Source organism: Rhizobium ruizarguesonis (genome assembly GCF_017357285.1).
GTDB lineage: Bacteria > Pseudomonadota > Alphaproteobacteria > Rhizobiales > Rhizobiaceae > Rhizobium > Rhizobium ruizarguesonis.
On sequence record NZ_CP071678.1, the window covers coordinates 2,577,859 to 2,592,288 of the forward strand.

16 protein-coding genes are annotated in these 14,430 nt (G+C 61.5%); 9 read left to right on the forward strand and 7 right to left on the reverse strand.

The window, feature by feature from the left end:
* Positions 1 to 6: 6 nt before the first annotated feature.
* A complete protein-coding gene (locus J3P73_RS12810; RefSeq protein WP_130691808.1) occupies positions 7 to 1,107 on the forward strand; it encodes a hypothetical protein in 1,101 nt (366 codons plus the stop codon).
* A gap of 2 nt (positions 1,108 to 1,109) precedes the next feature.
* Here the strand turns inward: J3P73_RS12810 and J3P73_RS12815 are convergent, their stop codons facing one another.
* The 5 genes from J3P73_RS12815 to J3P73_RS12835 form a co-directional block, all read right to left on the reverse strand.
* Positions 1,110 to 1,967, reverse strand: a complete 858-nt coding sequence (locus J3P73_RS12815; RefSeq protein ID WP_075225569.1) for a lysophospholipid acyltransferase family protein — start codon at positions 1,965 to 1,967, stop codon at positions 1,110 to 1,112.
* Positions 1,968 to 2,070: 103 nt separating this feature from the next.
* A complete protein-coding gene (gene thrS, locus J3P73_RS12820) occupies positions 2,071 to 4,056 on the reverse strand; it encodes a threonine--tRNA ligase (RefSeq protein WP_130771529.1) in 1,986 nt (661 codons plus the stop codon).
* A gap of 122 nt (positions 4,057 to 4,178) precedes the next feature.
* Positions 4,179 to 4,706: a DUF1697 domain-containing protein gene (locus J3P73_RS12825; protein ID WP_130691814.1), complete on the reverse strand. Its 528-nt coding sequence runs from the start codon at positions 4,704 to 4,706 to the stop codon at positions 4,179 to 4,181.
* The gene (yidD, locus tag J3P73_RS12830) at positions 4,703 to 5,116 is read right to left on the reverse strand and encodes a membrane protein insertion efficiency factor YidD (RefSeq protein ID WP_207579643.1); all 414 of its coding nucleotides are present in this window, start codon (positions 5,114 to 5,116) and stop codon (positions 4,703 to 4,705) included. Before yidD ends, J3P73_RS12825 begins: the two co-directional genes overlap by 4 nt.
* Positions 5,117 to 5,121: 5 nt before the next feature.
* Complete coding sequence (locus tag J3P73_RS12835) at positions 5,122 to 5,568, reverse strand: iron-sulfur cluster assembly scaffold protein (protein ID WP_018495798.1); 447 nt, start codon at positions 5,566 to 5,568, stop codon at positions 5,122 to 5,124.
* A gap of 307 nt (positions 5,569 to 5,875) precedes the next feature.
* Here J3P73_RS12835 and folE point away from each other — a divergent pair, with 307 nt between their 5' ends.
* From folE to J3P73_RS12850, 3 genes are all read left to right on the forward strand, one after another.
* The gene (gene folE / locus J3P73_RS12840) at positions 5,876 to 6,490 is read left to right on the forward strand and encodes a GTP cyclohydrolase I FolE (protein ID WP_130691816.1); all 615 of its coding nucleotides are present in this window, start codon (positions 5,876 to 5,878) and stop codon (positions 6,488 to 6,490) included.
* Between the two features lie 24 nt (positions 6,491 to 6,514).
* Positions 6,515 to 6,967, forward strand: coding sequence for a phosphoribosyl-AMP cyclohydrolase (gene hisI / locus J3P73_RS12845; RefSeq protein WP_017960562.1), 453 nt, complete (start codon positions 6,515 to 6,517; stop codon positions 6,965 to 6,967).
* A gap of 116 nt (positions 6,968 to 7,083) precedes the next feature.
* Positions 7,084 to 8,046, forward strand: a complete 963-nt coding sequence (locus J3P73_RS12850) for a patatin-like phospholipase family protein (RefSeq protein ID WP_018072178.1) — start codon at positions 7,084 to 7,086, stop codon at positions 8,044 to 8,046.
* A gap of 69 nt (positions 8,047 to 8,115) precedes the next feature.
* Here J3P73_RS12850 and J3P73_RS12855 read toward each other — a convergent pair whose 3' ends face one another.
* Together J3P73_RS12855 and J3P73_RS12860 are read right to left on the reverse strand one after the other, a co-directional pair.
* Positions 8,116 to 8,550 carry a CBS domain-containing protein gene (locus J3P73_RS12855; RefSeq protein WP_018072179.1) on the reverse strand — a complete coding sequence of 145 codons (435 nt, stop codon included), beginning with the start codon at positions 8,548 to 8,550 and terminating at the stop codon, positions 8,116 to 8,118.
* Positions 8,551 to 8,641: 91 nt separating this feature from the next.
* Positions 8,642 to 9,433, reverse strand: a complete 792-nt coding sequence (locus J3P73_RS12860) for a rhomboid family intramembrane serine protease (protein WP_018072180.1) — start codon at positions 9,431 to 9,433, stop codon at positions 8,642 to 8,644.
* Between the two features lie 262 nt (positions 9,434 to 9,695).
* Here J3P73_RS12860 and J3P73_RS12865 point away from each other — a divergent pair, with 262 nt between their 5' ends.
* From J3P73_RS12865 to J3P73_RS12885, 5 genes are all read left to right on the forward strand, one after another.
* On the forward strand, positions 9,696 to 10,340 hold the full coding sequence (locus tag J3P73_RS12865) for a PAS domain-containing protein (RefSeq protein WP_080654777.1): 645 nt from the start codon (positions 9,696 to 9,698) through the stop codon (positions 10,338 to 10,340).
* A 124-nt stretch (positions 10,341 to 10,464) separates the two neighbouring features.
* Positions 10,465 to 11,076 carry a PilZ domain-containing protein gene (locus J3P73_RS12870; protein WP_018072182.1) on the forward strand — a complete coding sequence of 204 codons (612 nt, stop codon included), beginning with the start codon at positions 10,465 to 10,467 and terminating at the stop codon, positions 11,074 to 11,076.
* 375 nt (positions 11,077 to 11,451) lie between these two features.
* Complete coding sequence (gene pip, locus J3P73_RS12875) at positions 11,452 to 12,417, forward strand: prolyl aminopeptidase (protein WP_130771530.1); 966 nt, start codon at positions 11,452 to 11,454, stop codon at positions 12,415 to 12,417.
* 374 nt (positions 12,418 to 12,791) lie between these two features.
* Positions 12,792 to 13,397 (forward strand): transglutaminase-like cysteine peptidase, encoded by a 606-nt coding sequence (locus tag J3P73_RS12880; RefSeq protein WP_130771531.1) that lies wholly within the window; start codon positions 12,792 to 12,794, stop codon positions 13,395 to 13,397.
* A gap of 205 nt (positions 13,398 to 13,602) precedes the next feature.
* Positions 13,603 to 14,388, forward strand: coding sequence for a hypothetical protein (locus J3P73_RS12885; protein WP_130691822.1), 786 nt, complete (start codon positions 13,603 to 13,605; stop codon positions 14,386 to 14,388).
* Positions 14,389 to 14,430: the final 42 nt, after the last annotated feature.

A 14,430-nucleotide genomic window follows, 5' to 3' on the forward strand; every position in this document is an offset into this window, starting at 1 on the left:
AAACAGATGTTTGGCATTTTGCCTTTTGCACGCATCGGCCTTGCCATTGCCCTGATGGTATTGATGCCCCTCGGCGCCGGCGCTCAGGATGCCTTCAAGGGATTCAAACAGCTTGAATCGACGCCGAAGATGCCGAAGCTCGATGCCTTCATCGCGCCCGGCGCGGTGCCCGAAGGGGTCAAGCTGCGCGACGTCCCGATGGAAGCGAAGCTGACGGCGGACGGCACGCCGGTTGAGGAAGGCCTATCCTGGTACGTCTTCAGCCCGATCGCCGGATCCGATGGCAAACTGCCGCTGATCGCCAGCGCCAAGGGCGGACCTGCCGCCTTCCAGCTCGCGCCCGGTGATTATTTCGTCAACGTCTCTTTCGGCCGCGCCGGCGTCACCAAGAAATTGACCGTGCCTGCTGAAGGCGAGGTCGACAAGCAGGTGATGGTGCTCGATGCCGGCGGCCTGCTGCTCAATGCCGTCTCCGGCACCGACGCCCGCATCCGCCCCGACCAGTTGAGCTTCTCGATCTATTCTTCGGAAGTGCGCGACGATGGCGAGCGCGGCCTCGTCATGGCCGATGTTTCGCCGAATACCATCGTCCGCCTCAATGCCGGTACCTATCACATCGTTTCCGAATATGGCAGCGTCAACGCCGTGATCCGCGCCGACATCCAGGTCGAGGCCGGCAAGCTGACCGAGGCGACGATCCAGCATCGCGCCGCGCAGATCACCTTCAAGCTGGTCTCCGATGCCGGTGGCGAGGCGATCGCCGATACGGCATGGTCGATCCTGACGGCCGCCGGCGACAGCGTCGGCGAAAGCGTCAGCGCCTTCCCGACCATGGTTCTCGCCGAAGGCGGATATTCCGCCGTCGCCCGCAACAAGGACAAGATCTACCAGCGCGATTTCACCGTCGTCGCCGGCAGGAACACCGATGTCGAGGTTCTGATGAAGGACCAGCAGCCGCAGCCGCCGGTGGATGCTGCCCGCACGGTGCAACAAGTGCCAGTCGGCACGCCGCCGCCGCCAGGCGTCCAGCCGGCTCCGGTGGAGCCGCTGCCCTCCTACGAACAGCTCGTGCCGCAGCCGGGCGGTGACGACACCAGCCTCGATTGATTTTACCGTGAGCGGTTTCGGCTCAGCCGAGACGTTTGGAAGGTACTTTTCGGCGGCGCCATCGAGAACACCGCTCCATAGAGGCGGGCAAGCAGACCCTTCCGATCGGCACCACTGCTCAGCGCCTCCCAGGTCAGCACTTTGCCGACATGTGCCGTGATCGTGCTGCCGGACAGCCGGCGGAACTCGCCGATCAGCAGCGACAAGCGCAGCGTCATCGACACCCGGCTAGCCAGATGAAACAGCCGGCCGTTCTGACCCTCGAAATAGATTGGCAGCACGCTGGCATGCGTCGCCTGGATGAGTTTTGCCGGAAACATCTTCCACGGCAGATCCTCGGCCCGGCCGAAACCCCTCTTGGCGGTCGCAACGCCGCCCGCCGGAAAGACGATGATGGTCGTGCCTTCCTTGAGCAGCCGCACCGCCTCGTGCCGGCTTTTCAAGTTCAGCGTCATCGCCTCCTTGGTCTCCGCAAATGAGATCGGCAGTGAATAGGGCGCCATCTCCGGCATCTTCAAGAGATCGTTGTGGATCAGCACCTTGAAGGGACGGCCGAGCTGTTCGGCAAGTGCCAGCACGGCGATGCCGTCGCCAATGCCGAAGGGGTGGTTGGCGACGATGACGATCGGCTCGGTGGGAACGGGTTCGAGCGGCCAGTCGCCCTTAACCTCGACCGAAACGTCGATGAGATCGAGCGCTCTGGCGAACACGCGGTCGCTCCTGCCGATGATGTCGCTGCGCCAGACGTCGTAGAGTCTGACATAGCGGTCACGGCCCGACAGCCCCTCGATCGAGCGGATCAACCAGCGCTTCAGGCGCGGATCTCGATCATTGGCATAGGATAATTCTTTGAAGCGCACTCCGGCCTCGGGATAACCCGCTCCCCGTTCGTGGCGACAATATTGCGATTATATATCAGATTTCCGACAGCGCCGCGTACGGCGCTGTCAGATCCCGGTTATTTCAGGCGGCCTTGGCTTTCTTTGCTTCGGCCTTGCGACGAATGTCGGGCGGTGTCGCTTCGAGCGCAAGGCTCTCGACGGCAGCGTCGAGCCCCATCGAAACCTGTTCCTGGCTGCCGAGACGGCGAATGTTGACCGTGCGCTCCTCGGCTTCCTTCCTGCCGCAGACGATGATGACAGGAACCTTGGTGACCGAATGCTCGCGGACTTTGTAGTTGATCTTCTCGTTGCGGAAGTCGGTCTCGACGTTGAGACCGGCCTCGCGCAGCGCCTCGGCCACTTCAAGCCCGTAGGCATCGGCTTCCGAAGTGATCGTTGCGACCACCACCTGAAGCGGCGATACCCAGAGCGGCATGTGGCCGGCGAAGTTCTCGATCAGGATGCCGAGGAAGCGCTCCATCGAGCCGCAGATGGCGCGATGGATCATCACCGGCTGCGTCTTTTCGGAGTTGCTGTCGATGTAAAAGGCGCCGAAGCGTTCCGGCAGGTTGAAGTCGACCTGCGTCGTGCCGCATTGCCATTCGCGGCCGATCGCATCCTTCAGCGTATATTCGAACTTCGGACCGTAGAAGGCGCCCTCGCCCGGCAGGATGCCGGTCTTGATGTTGTTGGACTGCTGCTGAATCGTTTCCAGCACGCCCATCATCACGCTTTCGGCGCGATCCCAGAGCTCGTCCGAACCGACGCGCTTGTCCGGCCGGGTCGAGAGCTTGATCGTGACTTCGTCGAAGCCGAAATCCTTGTAGACCGAAAGGATCAGGTCGTTGATCTTCAGGCATTCGGCGGCCATCTGCTCGTCGGTGCAGAAGATGTGCGCATCGTCCTGCGTAAAACCGCGCACGCGCATCAGCCCGTGCAACGCGCCCGACGGCTCGTAGCGGTGGACATTGCCGAATTCGGCAAGCCGGATCGGCAGCTCGCGGTAGGATTTCAACCCATGCTTGAAAATCTGGATATGGCCGGGGCAGTTCATCGGCTTCAGTGCGAAGACGCGGTCGTCGTCCGTGTCGTCGCCGGCAACCGTCACCTTGAACATGTTGTCGCGGTACCATCCCCAGTGACCGGAGGTCTCCCACAGCGACTTGTCGAGCACCTGCGGCGCGTTGACTTCCTGATATTCGCCGGCAAGCCGGCGACGCATATAGGCAACCAGCGTCTGGAATACACGCCAGCCCTTGCCGTGCCAGAAGACGACGCCAGGACCCTCTTCCTGGAAATGGAAGAGATCCATCTCGCGGCCGAGGCGGCGGTGATCGCGCTTTTCGGCTTCGGCAAGCATATGCAGGTAGTTGTCGAGTTCCGACTGCTCGGCGAAGGCCGTGCCGTAGATGCGGCTCAGCATCGGATTGTTGCTGTCGCCGCGCCAGTAGGCGCCGGCCACCTTCAAGAGCTTGAAGGCAGAGCCGATCTGGCCGGTCGAGGCCATGTGCGGGCCGCGGCAGAGGTCGAACCAGGCGCCCTGGTAATAGATCTTGAGATCCTGCCCTTCCGGGATCGCGTCGACGAGCTCGACCTTGTACCGCTCGCCCTTGTCGGCGAAGACCTGTTTCGCCTTCTCGCGCGACCAGACCTGCTTGGTGAAGGCGGCGTTGCGGGCGATGATCTCCTTCATCTTCTTTTCGATCTTCGGCAGATCGTCGAGTGTGAAGGGCTCGTTCTTGGCGAAGTCGTAATAGAAACCGTTTTCGATGACCGGGCCGATCGTCACCTGGGTGCCAGGCCACAGCTCCTGGACCGCTTCGGCCATGACATGCGCCGCGTCGTGGCGGATGAGTTCCAGCGCGCGGTCGTCATTGCGGGTGATGATCTCGATTCTGCCCGTCGTCACAGGATCGGAAAGGTCGCGCACGGCGCCGTCGATAGCAACGGCCACTGCCTTCTTGGCGAGCGACTTGGAAATGGATTCAGCGACATCCCGGCCGGTTGCGCCGGCATCGTAGCGGCGCACGGAACCATCGGGAAATGTCAGGGAAATAGCTTGGGACATCGAAATTCTCCTTGTCCAGTCCCGCCAACGAATGCGGGTGGTTGCAACGACAGCGCCTCCGTCCTTGGATGCGCTGCCGCCTGATACTCAGATTTGCTGCGCGAGTAAAGACGAAGCCCCGGCTACATGATCATTTCGGCAAGGCCGCACACGGTGTTCCAGTTGCGCATCGTACCGACGCCGATCCGCTTGGTCGTCAGCGCCGAAAGCAGCTTGGACTGGCTCGGCTTGCCGGCGAAATCGATCCAGAGATCGCCGCCGACGACAGCGATGCGCTGTCCCTCCGTCATCAGCGGTTTCAGTGCCTCCACCTTCTTCGGGTCGACGGGCAGGCGCATCACCCGGACGATAACCTCATCAGCGTTGCCGTCCTTGAAGGGATTGGTGCTGGCAAGCGCCATCCAGGTGCAGTCGCTGCGCACGATGATATCGACATGTTTGCCGAACTTTTCTTCGAAGCCCTCTTCCAGGTGGACCTCGAGTTCGTGCGGCCGCATGTCATCGGCCTCGAAGACGAGATTGCCTGTTGAAACCAGTGTGCGGGGCTCGCGATAGCCGAGCTCTTCCGCCAACGCGCGCAAATCTTCCATGATGACGCGGCGCTCGGGCGTCAGAACGATGCTGTGCAGAAGGGCGATGAAGGTGCTCATAGCGCCGGCCGTCCCTTCCGACCGAGGGCGAGATAACGCCACGGCGTCCACCAGCGGAAGCTGTCGCCGAGCATCTCCGGCACCTGGTCGAGGCCGCTGGTGCCGCCCGGGCCGCAGCGGCCGACGCGAAACAGCGCCATCCAGCCGCCGGCCCAAAGGCCGTGGCGAGCGATCGACTCGTAGCCATATTCGGAGCAGGTCGGGATATGTCGGCAGGAATTGCCGATGAAGCCGGAAAGCGTCAGCTGGTAGAGGCGGATGAGCCCCATGCCGAGCAGGCGGTCAGGAGTCTTGCGGAAAGGACCGGTATAATTGCGGGAAGTGCGTGCGGCCTTTTCACGCGGCTTGTCCGGTCCGGCGGCGCCATCGTCGTCCTCATCGTCAGCCTGCGGGGCGCAGAACTCGCACATCTCCGTTATGCCTCGACAACTTCCGCCCGTTTCGCCTCGATCTGCCCGATCGCATCGACGACCGCATCGAAGGTCAGCATCGTCGAGGCATGGCGGGCCTTGTAGTCGCGCACCGGCAGCAGATAGCGCATGTCTTCGAAGCGTCCCTGGGGCCCCGCCCCATCCGCCTTCAACATGGCGAGCATGTCCTGGCGCGCCTGGCGCAATTCGTCCGACGTGGCGCCGACGACATGGCGGGCCATGATCGAGGACGAGGCCTGGCCGAGCGCGCAGGCCTTCACGTCATGAGCAAAACCGGTCACGGTATCGCGGTCCATCTTCAGCCAGATCCGCACCTTCGAGCCGCAGAGCTTGGAATGGGCCTGGGCGCTCGCATCGGCATCATCAAGCGTGCCGGTCAACGGAATATTGCCGGCGAATTCGAGGATTTTGCTGTTATAGATGTCGTCCATATTGGATTTCCGCTCCAAAATCGCTGCGGATCGGCCTCTGCAGGGGTGTTATTGTCGTCAAAACAAAAAACACACCGTGTCGTCTGAGGATACTTACATACGATGGCCGTCTTCCTATATGTATGTCGTTCGAAGGCCATTAAAATGCAATGGCCTCGTGTAAGTTTGATTGGGAAACCGTGCCGGACGGGCTGAACTTGCCCTGAAAGCCCCGGAGCCTGCCAAAGGTGCATGAATTCCCGCATGGGATTGACCAGTGGCGATTCCGACAGATGGGTCCGCGGTGCGGACCAGGAGACCATTGTTCATGGACGCCATCGTAAAGAACTTTCCGCAGACGAACCGAGATTCGGATCGCCCCTCCCAGCAGGAGGCGGAGGAAGCCGTTCGCGTTCTGCTGCGCTGGGCCGGTGACGACCCGACGCGTGAAGGTCTGCTCGAAACGCCTGCCCGCGTCGTCAAATCGTACCGCGAGCTTTTTGCCGGTTACGACATGGCGGCGGAAGACGTGCTCGGCCGCACCTTCGAGGAGGTCGCCGGTTACGACGACATGGTCCTCGTCAAGGATATTCCGTTCTACTCGCATTGCGAACACCACATGGTGCCGATCATCGGAAAGGCCCACGTTGCCTACATGCCGGACGGGCGTGTGCTCGGCCTGTCGAAGATTGCCCGTGTCGTCGAGATCTATGGCCGCCGCCTGCAGACGCAGGAAACGATGACCGCGCAGATCGCCCGGGCAATCGACGATACGCTGCATCCGCGCGGTGTCGCCGTATTGATCGAGGCCGAACATATGTGCATGGCGATGCGGGGTGTTCAGAAGCAGGGCTCGACCACGTTGACGACCACCTTTACGGGAACGTTCAAGACCGAGCCGGCCGATCAGGCCCGTTTCATGACCATGGTGCGGAGCCGCTGATACGGCTCCCTCAGGAGGGCCGCGATGAGTCAACTGATCTTCAATCAACCATCCGAGGACAAGTCGGCGTTGGAAGACGCCGGCGATTTCACGCCGCATTTCGACGACCGCGGCCTGATCACCGCGATCGTCACCGACGCCGGCGACGGCGAGTTGCTGATGGTGGCGCACATGAATGCCCAGGCACTGGCGCTGACCATCCAGACCGGCACGGCCCACTATTTCAGCCGTTCGCGCGGCAAGCTCTGGAAGAAGGGCGAGACCTCGGGCAATCTCCAGACGGTGAAGGAAATCCGCACCGATTGCGATCAGGACGCCATCTGGCTGAAGGTCGAGGTGGCCGGTCACGACGCCACCTGTCACACCGGCCGCCGCTCCTGCTTCTACCGGACGATCACGCTTCGAGACGGAAAACCGATGCTTGATATCGTTGACGACGAGCTTCATTTCGATCCGCAGGATGTCTACGGAAAATAGCCCGAATTTCCCGGCATTTGCTCCTTATTGCGCCAGAAACCGCTTCTATATACCATTTGGAAACTGATCGGGCACACTATCGGAAATCAAGTGTTCTGCTGGGAGGGGAGAGCGCCATGTTGAGCTGGAGTCTGCATCGTCAAAGCTCTGAAGGCGAGGGTTCTGGTTCCGGCATGTCGACCACGCTCGATATGCTCCCGCCTCCGGCGCCTCAAAAGAAAATCAAGATCGCGCTCGCGCTCGGCGGCGGCGCCGCCCGCGGCTGGGGCCATATCGGTGTGCTGCGCGCACTCGACGAGGCAAAGGTCGAGATCGGCATGATTGCCGGCACCTCGATCGGCGCGCTGGTCGGCGGCTGTTATCTCGCCGGCAAACTCGATGAACTCGAAAGCTTCGCGCGCTCGCTGACGATGCGCCGCATCGCAAGTCTCCTCGATCTCACCATCGGCGGCAGTGGCCTGTTCGGCGGCATGCGGCTGACCAAGCGCATGCAGGAACATCTCGAAGGCCTGAACGTCGAGGATCTCGATCGGCCGTTCGTCGCGGTCGCGGCCGAAGTCAATACCGGCCATGAGGTCTGGATCGCCAATGGTTCGCTGATTACGGCGCTGCGCGCCTCCTATGCCCTGCCCGGCATTTTCGAGCCGGTGCGCAGCAATCACCGCACGCTGGTCGACGGCGCGCTGGTCAATCCCGTCCCCGTCTCCGTCTGCCGCGCCTACGAGCAGCCGCTCGTCGTCGCCGTCAATCTCAATTACGATCTCTACGGCCGCTCGGCCGTCGTCCGGCACAATGCCAGCCTGTCAGCCCAGGAAGTGCAGAAACAGGAAGAAGCGCCCTATGCGCGCCTCGGCATGACCGGCGTCATGGTGCAGGCCTTCAACATCATCCAGGACAGGATTGCCCGCGCCCGCCTTGCCGGCGACCCGCCTGATATCTCGCTGCAGCCGCGTCTCAGCTATATCGGGCTTTCGGAATTCCACCGGGCTGGCGAGGCGATCGAACGCGGCTACGAGGAAGCCAGAGCCCGGCTCCCCGAGATCAAACGCATGCAGGAAGTCTACGCCAGCCACCCCTGATGCAGGGCGTCCCAAAGCCTGCAGCGGTTTTGCGACAACGACATCGGTCGAGCATGGCCGGCGAAAACCTCAGCCGGCGATATAGGCCTTGATTTCCTCGGCCTCACGCTCGACTTCGGCAATGCGCGATTTCACCACGTCGCCGATCGAAATGATGCCTGCAAGCTTGCCATTGCTTTCCACCGGCACGTGACGGAAACGGCGGCTGGTCATCAGCTCCATCAGCTCGTTGACGGTCGTCTCCTCATGGCAGCGGTAGACCTTCGCGGTCATGACCTGGGCCAGCGCCTGGTCCAAGCCGTCCTTGCCGTGTTTGGCGATCGCATGCACGAGGTCGCGCTCGGTGAACATCCCCGAAATCCGATTCTCCATGCCGACGACGACGATGGCGCCGATCTTCTTCTTGCTGAGGATGGCGGCCGCCTCGGCGACGGTGGTGTTCGGCCCGGCGGTGACGACGTCCCTGCCCTTCAGGTCGAGGATTGCTTTGACTGAACTGGTCATTCGAACCTCCTATGTCCGTGAAACACTTGTCACAGGCATCCGCGGCGGTTTCTCCCCCCATCGCGGATAGGTAGATCGTGCACTGCCCGGCTCAGGATTGCAACACATCCTTCTCCGTTCCGGCAGGTTCCATCACAGGCGGGCGCGGCGCCCGATCGAACAGCGAAAACAGCAAGAAGCCGAAGACGAAGCCGCCGATATGTGCGTCCCAGGCAATCGGCTGGTCGCTGTCGCCGACGAGCGGGATGCCGACTGCAATTAATGCATTGCCGACCAGCCAGAGCAGCATGAAGATGATGACGGTGCGGCTCTTCAGCGCCTCGACGATAGAAAGCCGGGCATTGAGATGCGCCGGCGCCATCGGCCGCCGCTCGGCCGGAAAGGCGAATCGGCAGGCGGCGCCCATCAGCCCGGAGATGACGCCCGATGCCCCGATCAGCAGCGACACGTCCCCCCAGTTCAGGACCGCGTGCAGGGCGGCTGATGCAATGGCGGAAAAAATCCAGAAGAGCGCGAAGCGTAGCGTCCCGATGCGGCGCACGACCGGCGCGCCGAAGGCCATCAGCCAGAAGGCGTTGAAGAGGATATGCTGGACGCTGCCGTGCAGCAGCGAATAGGTGACCGGCGTCCAGAACAGCTCCGGTCCCTGCTGCGACAGCGGAATCACATAACGGGCGGGAACGAAGCCGAAGGTGAAGAACAGCCAGTTCAGCGCATCGTCGGACAGCACGAGTTCCTGCACCGCATAAATCACGGCCAGCAGGCAAAGACTGAAGAGCAGTGCCGGTGGAAGGTTGAAGACCGGTTCGCGCGGTAGCCGTGCCGGCGGCTGGACCTCGGGAGGTTCGGGCGCCTTATGCGGCTCGGCCGTCTGCTCATTCATCTGTGTTTCGCCTCGTTGAGGCCACAGCCATACAGGAGCGCCTGTCAAAAAAAAAGCCGCCCGAAGTGCCGGGCGGCGGACGGGAGCTCCAGGAAAGACCTTGGGCCCGGGCAGGTTGTGCTGAACTTCGAAAGTCGAAGCGATGCGGGACAGTGTCACGACAGGCACTGCATCTCAACCGAAACCATCTCTTAACCTTAACCGCCGTGATTTGGCATGAAATCCGCAAGGTAGAGTCTGTACGGGCAATGACTGCCCGAAAATGCTCCGGAATGGGACAGGTTGGTGTGAAATGCGTGTGCAAACGACCATCGAAATTTTTGACTACTGGAACCGTATCCGCGGCGCTGCCGATGCGCCGCTGAAATCACAGGTCGAACCCTCCGCCGTCCCCCACCTGCTCCAGAATCTGTTCATTCTTGAGAGGCGCGACGGCGGAGACATCGGTTTCCGGCTCGCCGGCACCCGCATCTGCGATCTCTTCGGGCGTGATCTGCGCAGCGAACGTTTTTCGTCTCTCTGGGCAAATGGTCAGCACACGGACATCGAACGCACTGCGATGGGCGTCATGGACCATGCCATGCCGGCCCTGTTCAACGCCACCGGCTACAGCACCGTCGGTCATCAAGCCTCCTTCGAGATTATCATGATGCCGCTGCGTTCGCCGGACGGCGCCTGCGACCGGCTGCTCGGCGCGATCGCGCCGGCAGCGGCCGCGAGCTGGCTGGAGATCGTACCGCTCGAATTCCTGGCGCTCGACCGCAGCCGCTTGCTGCCCGGAAAGTTCGCCAAGGCAGCACCGGCCGAACTGCGCCCCATCAACAAGATCGTCGCTGGCAAAAGTATCCATTTCGGCCAGGTCATGCGCCGCATGGTGTCGCAGCTGCTGAGCGTGGAGGCGCGCTGAGGGTCCCATTTTAGGACATTTGATATACTCGTTTTCCGCTATGTCGGGACGGGGCGAAACAACCTTCTGTTAATGGATTGCGGGTAAAGATCGGTCTCTGCGATTTTGATGAAGAAGCTCTTTGATGCACTCGTTCCAGCCAGCTCAGACGCAACGACCTGCGCCGCGCCCTGAACAGGGCGTTTTTCAGCGCGTGCCCATCAACATGCAGGGCCGGCTGATGCTTGCGAACTACGAGGAATTCGAATGCATGGTGATCGACATGTCGCCTGGCGACATGTACGTCACCTGCCCCGGCCGGCCGCGCGCCAACGAACGCGTCGTCGCCTATATCGACCATCTCGGCCGCGTCGAAGGTTATGTCCAGACGATCGATGGCCGTGGCTTCACTATGTCGATCAACGCTACCGACCGGAAACGCGAGAAGCTCGCAGCCCAGCTCACCTGGCTTGCCAACAAGCACGAACTCGGCCTGCCGGAAGATCGCCGCCACGACCGTCTGACGCCACGCGACACGAAGACCGAGCTGACGCTCGAGGACGGCACGCGTTATTCCTGCCGCATCATGGACCTTTCGCTGTCCGGCGCTGCCGTCGACGTCGAGATGCGCCCTTCGATCGGAACGGCGGTGCGCCTCGGCAACATGCGCGGTCGCGTCGTGCGCCACTTCGTCGAAGGTGTGGCAATCGAATTCCTGTCGATCCAGTCCCGCGAGACGCTGCGCGAATTCCTTTAAAAGCCGCGGAAAATGGCGCTGCCTTGCCGGGGATTCCGCGGCGGGGCGCAATTTTCGACGGACTCCACCGAACGCGATTGCCAGATCCGGTGCACACCCGGTCAGGTCGTGTTGAAAAGCCTGCACGTCACGGCAAGAGATTTGCAAGCGGCAACGAATCTGGCTTTGGAAAGCAGGCGCGAAATCCTGTCGCAAGTCGTTCCACCCAGTCGCTAGATAGTATTATGAGTGGAACAAGCTGCGACACCGATCTGCACCCAATGAGGTCGCCCAAAATTGTGCAGTGATTTTGCGTCCGGGAGTGCCCCGCGCTTGCCCGTCTTCCCTTGGTCAGCAATATGATGGATAAGGTCCACTTCGACCGCAGGCGCACCGATGTCCGCTCTTTATCCCGAAATCGAACCCTATGATCACGGCCTGCTCGATACGGGCGACGGCAACCTGATCTATTGGGAGGCCTGCGGCAATCCGGCGGGCCGCCCGGCGCTGGTGCTGCATGGCGGCCCTGGCTCCGGCTGTTCGACCACGGCGCGGCGCTATTTCGATCCCGATGCCTACCGAATCATTCTCTTCGATCAGCGCAATTGCGGCCGCAGCCTGCCGAGCGCTGCCGATCCGCAAACCGATCTCTCCCTCAACACCACCTGGCATCTCGTCGCCGATATCGAACGGCTGCGGGCCTGTCTCGGCATTGACACCTGGCTTCTTTTCGGCAATTCCTGGGGTTCGACGCTGGCGCTCGCCTATGCCGAAACCCATCAGGACCGCGTCGCGGCGATCGTCCTGTCAGGCGTGACCACCACCCGGCGCTCGGAAATCGACTGGCTCAACCGCGGCATGGCGCCGCTTTTTCCGGAAGAATGGCACCGTTTCCGCCAGGCGGCTCCCCCAGGCACGCAGGGACGAGATGAGGACATGGTTGCCGCCTATCATCGTCTCCTCAACGATCCGGACCCGGAGACGCGCCTCAAGGCGGCGCGCGACTGGCATAATTGGGAGGCGGCCTCGATTCTGCTCGCCGATCCCCAAGGCCTGCCGCGCCGCTGGGCCGACCCCGCCTATTTGCTGACGCGCGCCCGCATCATCACCCACTACTTCAGCAACGGCGCCTGGCTGGAGGACGCCCAACTTTTGAAGAATGCCACGCGGCTCACCGGCATTCCCGGCATCCTGCTGCAGGGAAGGTTCGACATCGAGGCGCCGCTTGTCACTGCCTGGGAACTCGCCCGCGCCTGGCCGCAAAGCGAACTCAGCATCCTTCCGCATGCTGCCCATTCCACCGCAAATCCCGATATGAGCGCGGCGATCGTCGCCGCCACCGATCGATTTCGCGATATCTAGCAAAAATAATTTCTCCGCCAGGATCGGCAATCCGAGCGATATTCCGCTTTTGAACCGGTCGGATCGGTCGATTCCGGCGGCGTCGACGGTCGACCGCCCGTCACCGGCCGGTCGCTGGAATTTATCCGGCTCAACGAAAATCCTTAACATGAGGACGGCAACGCAACCTTTTCACGGGCGAAAGCCTTGTTGCGTGGATTACAATTTTAATCGAATTCGAGACAAATCCGCATCGAATTTTAGTCGCATTCAAGTTTGTTTTTAGCCAAGTTTTATCGGCATTTGAATCAACTAAGCCTTTAATTCTATTACGTAATTTTCCGTGAGATAAAAACGTCTGTGCCATTGTCACCTCAACTTACGGGGAGACGGCAATGACAACTGCGAATATCCTGAAAGGCGGCCTTCTGGCTGGTGCCATCCTGATGGCAATGACGGGTTCGGGACAGGCGATGCCCGCCAGCATGGCCCTGGCAGGCAATGCCAGCCCGCCGATCGGACATTACGAATTCTGCAAGGCGAATCCGACGGAATGTGTCGAAGTCGGCGGCGATGCCGGACCGGCCATCCTCACCGAGGACCGCTGGAAGGAAATTCTCAAGGTCAACTACACCGTCAACTCGACGATCCAGCCGATGACGGACGAGCAGATCTACGGTGTCGAGGAGCGCTGGGCCTATCCGCGCACCGTCGGCGATTGCGAGGATTACGCCCTGCTGAAGCGCAAGATGCTGATCGACGACGGTTTCTCGCCGTCCGACACGCTGATCACCGTCGTGCTGCAGCCGAATGGCGAAGGCCATGCCGTACTGACGGTTCGCACCGATCACGGCGACTTCATCCTCGACAACATGCGCAACAAGGTGCTGCTGTGGTCGGATACCGAATACACCTATTTGAAGCGCCAGTCGGCCGACGATCCGGCCCGCTGGTCGAAGCTTCAGGACGGCCGCGCTGTCGCGGTCGGTAGCGTCAAGTAAGAACAGCCTGCCGGCCAATGCCGGCTGCTGCCTGCGGCCCGGTCAGTCCCCACATCCCGTCCCCGACCGGTGCCCAAGAGCCGTTCCCGCCGTCCCGGGAACGGCTCGCCCTCTTTTAAAGCCTTACCTCACCAGCATCTTAGCGAATTGTTAACCTTGCCGGCTCGATCATGACGATGAGATTCATCATCGGCACCGGCGGCTCATGTTCTTCCTGCGGCGGACCGAAACGCGAAGAACCGCCATGAGCCATGCCGCGCACAGCGCACCCGACGAGCAGCCGCTTTTTTCAACGGGGTTTCTCCTCCGCACGATGGCGGCGATCGCTGTCCTGGCGGTCCTGACAGTTGCCATCAGCATCGGCGGCCGTTGGTTCGGCCGGCACATCTCGCTTGCCGGCAACACCGACAGCACGGCTGAAATCATGCTGGCCATCGGCCGCGACACCGTGAAATTCCCCGAGAACGCCATCCGCTTTCCGAGTCAAAGGCATGAAGGCGCCGCCGAACGCGTCGATCTCTACCTCGCCTGGCCTGAGATGCAGGGCTACGGCAAGGAAAACCACCTTCGATTCGACGATGTCGCCCAATCCTCCGGGCTGATCTTCCTGCAGGTTACCCAGGGCACCATGTCGCGCGACATGTCCGGGCGGCTGGAACCGATCTATTCGCATCTGCTCGAAGGACCGGCCGCGCCCTTCCGCAACGGGCTGACGCTGCATCGTCTTCGCGCCGATGCGGGTTACGGCGACGAGGTACTGCTGACGGCGCCCGTCGAGGGCGGGCCGGATTACGTCGTGCGCTGCATTTTGCCTTCAGCCCCAGACAAGGCGGCGAGCGGAGATTGTCAGCGCGATATCAAGGTCGGCAGGGATCTCAGCGTTCTCTACCGCTTTTCGAGCAGCCATCTCGACGACTGGGAACATATTGATGCCGCTATCCGCACCTTTGTGGAAACGCGTCTTGTGAACCGTTCTGCGACAAGTCCCTAAAATGCTCCCCGGACAGCGAAATAAACGATTCATCATAAACGG